This is a genomic window from Methyloversatilis sp. S146-33 (genome assembly GCF_059552495.1).
This window is the reverse complement of record NZ_JCANOT010000040.1, coordinates 1-8,044: the sequence shown is the minus strand read 5'-3', so window position 1 is coordinate 8,044 and position 8,044 is coordinate 1. Positions and strand designations below refer to the sequence as shown.

At 67.5% G+C, this 8,044-nt stretch carries 8 protein-coding genes; 6 read left to right on the top strand and 2 right to left on the bottom strand.

Translation table 11 applies throughout. The annotated features are described in order from the left end of the window. Window positions 1-257 precede the first annotated feature (257 nt). The 6 genes from AC51BJ_RS17425 (at window position 258) to AC51BJ_RS17400 (ending at window position 6,442) form a co-directional block, all read left to right on the top strand. Window positions 258-1,355 (top strand): ABC transporter ATP-binding protein, encoded by a 1,098-nt coding sequence (locus AC51BJ_RS17425; RefSeq protein WP_496281078.1) that lies wholly within the window; start codon window positions 258-260, stop codon window positions 1,353-1,355. Further along, window positions 1,352-2,056, top strand: a complete 705-nt coding sequence (gene aat / locus AC51BJ_RS17420; protein WP_496281077.1) for a leucyl/phenylalanyl-tRNA--protein transferase — start codon at window positions 1,352-1,354, stop codon at window positions 2,054-2,056. Before AC51BJ_RS17425 ends, aat begins: the two co-directional genes overlap by 4 nt. Window positions 2,057-2,081: 25 nt before the next feature. Beyond that, window positions 2,082-2,834, top strand: coding sequence for an arginyltransferase (locus AC51BJ_RS17415; protein ID WP_430434082.1), 753 nt, complete (start codon window positions 2,082-2,084; stop codon window positions 2,832-2,834). Between the two features lie 308 nt (window positions 2,835-3,142). After that, a complete protein-coding gene (locus tag AC51BJ_RS17410; protein WP_496281076.1) occupies window positions 3,143-4,159 on the top strand; it encodes a quinone-dependent dihydroorotate dehydrogenase in 1,017 nt (338 codons plus the stop codon). After that, on the top strand, window positions 4,156-5,535 hold the full coding sequence (locus AC51BJ_RS17405) for an MATE family efflux transporter (protein WP_496281075.1): 1,380 nt from the start codon (window positions 4,156-4,158) through the stop codon (window positions 5,533-5,535). The genes AC51BJ_RS17410 and AC51BJ_RS17405 overlap by 4 nt, the downstream gene beginning before the upstream one ends. 130 nt (window positions 5,536-5,665) lie before the next feature. Continuing rightward, a complete protein-coding gene (locus AC51BJ_RS17400; protein ID WP_430434085.1) occupies window positions 5,666-6,442 on the top strand; it encodes an energy transducer TonB in 777 nt (258 codons plus the stop codon). Window positions 6,443-6,484: 42 nt separating this feature from the next. Here AC51BJ_RS17400 and AC51BJ_RS17395 read toward each other — a convergent pair whose 3' ends face one another. Both AC51BJ_RS17395 and AC51BJ_RS17390 read right to left on the bottom strand, forming a co-directional pair. Continuing rightward, window positions 6,485-7,492, bottom strand: coding sequence for an NAD-dependent epimerase (locus AC51BJ_RS17395; RefSeq protein ID WP_430434086.1), 1,008 nt, complete (start codon window positions 7,490-7,492; stop codon window positions 6,485-6,487). A 10-nt stretch (window positions 7,493-7,502) separates the two neighbouring features. Continuing rightward, a partial coding sequence (locus AC51BJ_RS17390; protein WP_496281074.1) for a UDP binding domain-containing protein occupies window positions 7,503-8,044 on the bottom strand: 542 nt, incomplete at its 5' end.

Below are 8,044 nucleotides of genomic sequence, written 5' to 3'. Positions count from 1 at the left end.
GTGTCGCCGGTGCCGCCGCTGAAAAGGTTGAACAGCACCGACAGCACCGGTGCGGCCACCAGCAGCGCCAGCAGCAGTGCGATCAGCGACAGGGGATGGAGACGGCGGGCAGACAAGTGGGGCATGCCGGCTGTCCCGGCTTGAGTTATCGGTGGCCGGTACGCTCACGCAGCGGCAGGCGCATTATAATTGAGAGCGATTATCGGTCTTGATCCGGATCACCTTTTTGTACCGCCTCCTCCGCCACACTTCGGTCCATGTCACAGCTGCTGCTTGAATCCGTACGCATCGCGTACGGCACCACCGAAGTGGTCCGCGACCTGTCGCTGCGTCTCGAACGCGGCCAGATCGGCTGCCTGCTCGGCCCTTCGGGCTGTGGCAAGACGACGGTGCTGCGTGCCATCGCCGGCTTCGAGCGGCTGCGCGAGGGGCACATCGACATCAACGGAGTCACGGTGTCGTCCAGCCGCCAGCATCTGGCGCCGGAACAGCGGCGCGTCGGCATGGTGTTCCAGGACTTCGCACTGTTCCCGCATCTGAGCGTGGCCGACAACGTCGCCTTCGGCCTGCGCAGCGGTTCGCGTGACGAAAAACGCGCGCGCGCCGACGAAATGCTGGCGGTCGTCGGGCTGACCGAGCACGCCGACAAGTACCCGCATCAGTTGTCGGGCGGCCAGCAGCAGCGCGTCGCACTGGCCCGCGCGCTGGCACCGGACCCGGAACTGCTGCTGCTCGACGAGCCCTTCTCCAGCCTCGACGTCGAACTGCGCACCCGGCTGGCGACCGAGCTGCGCGACATCCTGAAGGCGCGCGGCATCACCGCCATCCTCGTCACGCACGACCAGCAGGAAGCCTTCGCCATCGCCGACGAGATCGGCGTCATGCAGGGCGGCCAGCTGCTGCAGTGGGACAGTGCGTACAACCTTTACCACAAGCCGGAGAGCCGTTTCGTCGCCGATTTCGTCGGTCAGGGCGTGTTCCTGCCGGGTACGCTGCGCGGCGACCACGAGGTGGAAATGGAGCTGGGCGTGCTGCGCAGCGAGTTCCCCTTCCGCTGCGACGACGGCTGTCCGCACTGCGCCGCCGACAACCGTGTCGACGTGCTGCTGCGTCCGGACGACGTGGTGCACGACGACGCCGCACCACTGCGCGCCGAAGTGCTGTGCAAGTCCTTCCGCGGCGCCGAATTCCTGTACACCCTGCGACTCGGCTCGGGCCGCCGCGTGCTGTCGCTGGTGCCGTCGCACCACAACCACGCGATCGGCGAATTCATCGGCATCCGTCTCGATGCCGACCACGTGGTGGCCTTCCGCCACCCCGAGACCGCAGTCGAACCGCTGTCCAGCGCGGCGTGATTCCCTGGCTGGAACCCGGCGACCCGTTTCCGCCGGTCGATACGGCGCTGCGCGACCCGGACGGGCTGCTGGCGGCCGGTCTCGAACTGACGCCGCAGCGCATCCTCGACGCCTACCGGCAAGGCATCTTCCCGTGGTTCTCCGAGGATCAGCCGGTGCTGTGGTGGAGCCCGGACCCACGCATGGTGCTGGTGCCGGCCGAAATCCGCATCACGCCGTCGATGCGCAAGGTACTGCGCAACCGGCCGTACGAAGTCCGCTGCGACACCGCCTTCGAGGCTGTCATGCGCGCCTGTGCCGAGCCACGCGATGACCAGGCCGGCACCTGGATCAGCGACCACATGATCGCCGCCTACGGCTCGCTGCACACGCAGGGCTGGGCGCACAGCGTCGAAACCTGGGTCGATGGCGAACTTGCGGGCGGTCTCTACGGTCTTGCGCTGGGGCGGATGTTCTACGGCGAATCGATGTTCTCGCGCGCCCGCGACACCTCGAAGATTGCGCTGGTGCATCTCGCACGCTATCTTGAATCGCAGGGCTATGCGCTGATCGACTGCCAGATGAACACCGCGCACCTGGCGTCCATGGGCGGACGTGAAATTGCACGCAGCGAATTCTGCCGCGTGCTGTCACATTCGGTGCAGTCGGCCCATCCGCGGCGCTGGCGGCCCGACGAAATACCGGCTTACTTCAGACTCTGAAACGGACACCGATTCCGCTGACGCGATGGCGCTGCTCAAGGACCTGCCTTTCACCACGCTGCAGTTCTATGCAACGGCACCCTATGCCTGCTCCTACCTGCAGGGCCGCACCGCGCGCTCGCAGGTCGCCACGCCGTCCAACCTGATCGACGCCCGGCTGTACAGTGATCTGGTGCGCGCCGGTTTTCGTCGCAGCGGCGTGTTCACCTACCGCCCTTATTGCGACGCCTGCCGCGCCTGCACGCCGGTCCGCCTGCCGGTCAACCGCTTCACCGCCTCGCGCACGCAGCGCCGCTCGGAAAGAAGACACGAGAACCTGGTCGCCCGCGAGGCGCCGCTGTCCTTCCGCGAGGAGCACTACGCGCTGTACCAGCGCTACCAGTCGAGCCGGCACAGCGGTGGCGGCATGGACCAGGACTCGCGCGAACAGTATTCGCACTTCCTGCTGCAGAGCCATGTCGATACCCGACTGATCGAATTCCGCGAAGGCAGCGAGCCGGACGCCCCGCTGCGCATCGTCAGCATCATCGACATCCTCGACGACGGCCTGTCGTCGGTCTACACCTATTACGACCCTGATGTCGAAGGCGCCAGCTACGGCACCTACAACATCCTGTGGCAGGTCAGCCTGGCCCGCCTGCTCGGCCTGCCCTACGTCTATCTGGGCTACTGGATACGCGACAGCGCCAAGATGGCCTACAAGGCCCGCTTCCGCCCACTCGAAGGCCGCATCGACAGCGTCTGGCGGGAACTGGACGACGGCGAACTGGGGCTGTAGCGCCGCTCTTGTGGGCGACCTGCGGTCGCAATACGACTTTGGCAGACGGCCAGCTTCGATTGAGGCCGCAATCGCGAGCAAGCTCGCCCCCACAAGACCCCTGCTCCAGCCGCCGTCAGGGAGTGCTTTGGTGGGAGCGACCTCTGGTCGCGATGCGGCTTCGGCAGACCGCCGTCGATGTCAGAAGCCCTTTCCACACACAACCCTGGCTCTTGTCGCTGCCACCGCTGGTTGCCTGCCCCCGCCGCCGGGCCGATAATCCGCGCCTTTGCGTCGCACCCCTGCGACCTGCGAACCGGATTCCACCCATGCTCTACCCGCTGCTGCGCCCGCTGCTGTTCTCGCTCGACGCCGAACGTGCCCATGATCTGACGCTGGGCACGCTGGCGAAACATCCCGGGCTGGTGCCGCTGCAGCGCGTCGCGCCCAGGCCGGTGCGCTGCATGGGCCTGGATTTCCCCAATCCTGTCGGCCTGGCGGCCGGGCTGGACAAGAACGGCGCCGCGATCGACGGTCTGGCGCGGCTCGGTTTCGGCTTCATCGAAATCGGCACCATCACGCCGCGTCCACAGCCGGGCAACCCGAAGCCGCGCATGTTCCGGCTGCCGGCGGCGCAGGGCATCATCAACCGGATGGGTTTCAACAACCTGGGCCTGGACACGCTGGTCGACAACGTGAAGCGCTCGCGCTGGGTGCGCGAGGGCGGCATTCTCGGCATCAATATCGGCAAGAACGCGGACACGCCGATCGAGCGCGCCACCGACGACTACCTGATCGGCCTGCGCGGCGCCCACCCCTACGCGCGCTACATCACGGTCAACATTTCCAGCCCGAACACCAAGAACCTGCGCCAGTTGCAGGGCGCTGACGAACTGAACCAGCTGCTCGGCGCGCTCGACGCCGAGCGCCAGAAGCTGGACGCCGCCGCCGGCCGTACCGTGCCGATCGCGCTGAAGATCGCGCCCGACCTGGACGCCGAGCAGATCGACGCGATCGCAGAGGCGACGGTGCGCCACCACATCGACGCGCTGATCGCGACCAACACCACGCTGTCGCGCACCGGTGTCGAAAACCTGCCGCACGGCGGCGAAGCCGGCGGTCTGTCGGGCGCGCCGGTGCGCGAGAAATCGACGGCCGTGCTGCGCGCCCTGGCGCAGAAGCTCGACGGCAAGGTCGCGCTGATCGGCGTTGGCGGCATCACCGAAGGTCGTCACGCGAAGGACAAGATCGATGCCGGCGCGCAGCTGGTGCAGTTGTACAGCGGCCTGATCTACCGTGGCCCGGCGCTGGTCGGCGACGCCGCGCGCGCACTGGCGGAATCGTGACCGCCGACGCCCGCCGCGGCACCGCTGCGGGCATCTTCGCGCTGGCCGCACCGATGCTGGTGTCGCAGCTGGCGAGCATAGGCACCAATGTCGCCGACACGCTGATCGCCGGCCGTCACGCCACCGCCGATCTGGCTGCCGTCGCGGTCGGTGGCGGACTGTTCATTTCGGTGGTGATCGCGCTGATCGGCATCCTGTATGCCGCCGCGCCCATCATCGCGCACCACGTCGGCGCCGGCCGGCGCGAGGACATCGCGCCCGCCTTCCAGCAGGCGGTGTGGATGGCGCTCTTCCTGTCGCTGCCCGGTGCACTGTTGCTCGCCCTGCCCGACCCGCTGCTCGCGCTGTCGCAGCTCGATCCGGTGGTCGAGGCGAAAACGCGTGACTACCTGCTCGCCCTCGCCTTCGCGGTACCCGGCGCGCTGCTGTTCCGCGCCTTTCAGGCGCTGATGAATGGTATCGGCCAGCCGCGGCCGGTGATGGTGATCATGCTGGCCTGCCTGGCGGTGCATGTGCCGCTGGCCTGGGCACTCACCACCGGCGCTTTCGGCCCGCCGCTCGGTGCGCTCGGCTGCGGGCTGTCCACGCTGGTGGTTAACTGGCTGTCGGTGGTCTGCGCACTGCTGTGGCTCAAGTACTCGCCGCAACTGCGCGCGCTGCGCCCCTTTCACGACTGGCAGGCGCCCAGGGCCTGGGCACAGCGCGAAATGCTGCGCCTCGGCGGACCGATGGGCGTATCGAATTTCGTCGAGATCACCAGTTTCACGCTGATTGCGCTGTTCGTCGCCCGGCTCGGCGCCGACGTGGTAGCAGGACACCGCGTGATCGCCAACATCAACGGCGTCTGTTTCATGCTGCCGCTGGCACTGGGCAGCGGCACACTGGTGCTGGTCGGTCAGGCAGCCGGCGCACACGACTGGCTGCGTGCCCGCCACACGGCGCTGACCGGCCTGGCGATGGCCAGCGTGCTCACGGTGTTCGTCGGCCTGCTGCTGTGGCTGTCGCGCGAGTCGGTGCTGGCCTTCTACAGCAAGGACCCGGCGGTGCTGGGCGTCGCCCGCAGCCTGCTGCCCTATGTCGCGCTGTTCGTGCTGATCGACGCCGCGCACACGCTGGCTTCGTTCGCGCTGCGCGGCTACAAGGTGACGGTGGCGCCGATGATCGTGCACACCGTCTGCTTCTGGGGCGTCGGCCTGGGCAGCGGTTACGTGCTCGCCTTTCACGGCCTGCCCGGGGCCGGCATCGCGCTGATCGCGCAGCCGATGGGGGCGGCCGGTTTCTGGCTGGCGACGCTGCTGTCGACCGTGCTGGCCGGCTTGATGATCGGCGCCATCCTGCTGCGGGTGATACGTCGACATCCACGCGCCGCCTCATGATTGCTGCGCGGCAACAGCAATCGGGATGTTTTCCCGACGGTGCACCGCACGCGGCAATTGAAGTAAAGTCCGCGGCTGCCCCGCCCGGAACAGAACAAACCACTCGTCCGGGCTTGCCACCGCCTCGCCGATGAATCCGACATCCGTCCTCCGTCCGCCTTACGTCGCCTACTTCAGCGACTTCACGCGATTCCGCTCCTGGCTCTGGGCAGCCGCCTTCGTCGCGTCCATCCTGGTGCACAGCTTCGTCGTCTGGCGGGCGTCGGTGTATGTGCCGCGCGTGGCGCCGACCGAAATCCGCGTCGATGTGCGGATGATCAAGGAAGAACCTCCGCCGCCTCCCCCACCGCCTCCTCCGCCGCCAAAGCCGGTCGAGCCGCCGCCCCCGCCGCCACCGCCCAAGCCGGTACCCAAGCCGCCCAAGCCGGTGCCTCAGCAGGCACCGCTGCCGGTGCTGGCTGCGCCGGCAGCGCCGTCGCCGGCGCCCGAGGAACGCGTGGTGCCGGTGCAGCCGCCACCGGCGCCGCTGCCGCCGATCGATGCCCCGCCACCGCCACCCGCACCAGCGCCGGTCCCTGCGCCCGCGCCGGCACCGGCAGCGCCTAGCGTCGATTTCCAGTCGCTGAAGGCGGGTTACGGCCAGGCGCTGTCGGCAGAGATCAAGAAGGGGCAGACCTATCCGCGACTGGCGGCGATGCGCGGGCTGGAAGGCACACCCAAGGTGCTCATCGTCATCGAGAACGGCCAGCTCGTATCGGCCACCCTGGTCGACGAATCCGGCCAGTCGGTGCTGGACGAAGCGGCGCTGGCGCTGGTGAAGAAGACGAAGCTGCCGCCGGTACCGGCAGCGCTCGCCGGCCAGCGGCTGGAGTTCCTGCTGCCGATCGACTACAAGCTGAAGAAGTGACAAGGGCGCCCGCGGCGCCCTTGTCTGCGTGACGCGGGTCGTTCAGACCCGGTAGTAGTCGCGGTACCAGGCGACGAAGCGCGCCACACCGTCGTCGATGGCGGTGCGCGGCGAGAAGCCGGTCCAGGCCGTCAGTTCGGATACGTCGGCATAGGTCGCCGGCACGTCGCCCGGCTGCATCGGCAGCAGGTTCTTCTGCGCGGTCATGCCCAGCGCCATCTCGATCGCGTGGATGAAATCCATCAGCGGCACCGGCCCCTGGTTGCCGATGTTGAAGACCCTGAACGGGGCTTTCGAATGCCCCGGGTGCGGATGGTCGCCATCGAAAGCCGGATCGGCCTCGGCAACGCGATCCAGCGTGCGGATGACGCCTTCGACGATGTCGTCGATATAGGTGAAGTCGCGCTGCATCTCGCCGTGATTGAACACGTCGATCGGCCGCCCTTCGATCATTGCCTTGGTGAACAGGAAGAGCGCCATGTCCGGCCGGCCCCACGGGCCATAGACCGTGAAGAAGCGCAGACCGGTGGTCGGCAGGTCGTACAGATGGCTGTAGGTGTGCGCCATCAGTTCGTTGGCCTTCTTGGTCGCGGCGTACAGGCTGACCGGGTGGTCAACGCTGTCGGCCTCGCTGAACGGCATCTTCGTGTTGCCGCCATAGACGCTGGAGCTGCTGGCGTACACCAGATGCTTCACCGCCGAATGCCGGCAGCCTTCGAGCACATTCATGAAGCCGACGATATTGGCGTCGATGTAGGCGTTCGGGTTCTGCAGCGAGTAGCGCACACCGGCCTGGGCGGCCAGGTGCACGACGCGGTCGAAACGCTCGGCCTCGAACAGCTTCGCCATGCCGTCGCGGTCCTCGACCGCCATCCTGACGAAGCGGAAGCCGGCCGCCGGCGTGAGCCGGGCCAGCCGCGCTTCCTTGAGGCGCACGTCGTAGTAGTCGTTCAGGTTGTCCAGCCCGACCACTTCGTCACCGCGTTCGAGCAGGCGCAGCGCCACGTGCATGCCGATGAAACCGGCGGCGCCGGTGAGCAGGACTTTCATCGTGCGGGGATCAGCGCCGGCCGATGGCCGAGTACTCGATGCCGGCGGCGCGCGGCACCTCCGGCTCGTACAGGTTGCGACCGTCGAAGATCACCGGCTGCTTCAGCGCACCCTTGATACGCTCAAAGTCCGGACTGCGGAATTCCTTCCACTCGGTCACGATCAGCAGCGCGTCCGCGCCTTCCAGCGCGTCCATCGGCTTGTCGGCCAGCGTCAGTCGCGGCTCGTCACCGTAGATGCGCTTCGTTTCCGTCATCGCCACTGGGTCGTAGGCCGTCACGGTCGCACCGCGACGGAACAGTTCGTTGATGATCACCCGGCTCGGCGCTTCGCGCATGTCGTCGGTGTGCGGCTTGAACGCCAGGCCCCACAGCGCGAAGCGGCGGCCCGACAGCTCTTCGCCGAACTTCGCGACCACCTTCTCCACCAGCACCATCTTCTGCACGTCGTGGGCGTCTTCCACCGCCTGCAGCCCTTTCAGATCCTGACCGTTCGCGCGTGCGGTACGGATCAGCGCCTTCACGTCCTTCGGGAAGCAACTGCCGCCGTAGC